Consider the following 327-nt stretch of genomic DNA (forward strand, 5'->3'; position numbering starts at 1 on the left):
CTCGAAAGCAACCGCAGCCTCAACCGGCTCCGTCACCTTGTCAAAGACCGTAATCTCAACAACAACCTCGCCCTTAGAAGCCTCCGGAGTAAAGGTCCTCTCACCTTCACCCAGCACAGACTCACCGTCAGCCTTGGAAATCAACTCAGCCTTCAAGGTGTATTCCTTACCCGGGACCAAGCCCTCATAAGTCACCCTGTCATTGACCTGCGCACCAGCAACAACCTCAGTTGCGCCATTAGCAAAGTCAGCATTCGTCGAAATCTTCGGCTCACCAGACTCATTCTCCTTCGACGTCGTCGGCTGCTCCTTCGTCGTGGTCGGCGT

1 protein-coding gene is annotated in these 327 nt (G+C 54.7%); it reads right to left on the reverse strand.

The window, feature by feature from the left end; all coding sequences use genetic code 11:
- On the reverse strand, positions 1-327 hold a 327-nt coding region (locus HMPREF3149_RS13965), incomplete at both ends, for a VaFE repeat-containing surface-anchored protein (RefSeq protein ID WP_168162207.1).

Origin of the sequence: Corynebacterium sp. HMSC05E07, from assembly GCF_001807225.1 — a bacterium.
GTDB lineage: Bacteria > Actinomycetota > Actinomycetes > Mycobacteriales > Mycobacteriaceae > Corynebacterium > Corynebacterium singulare.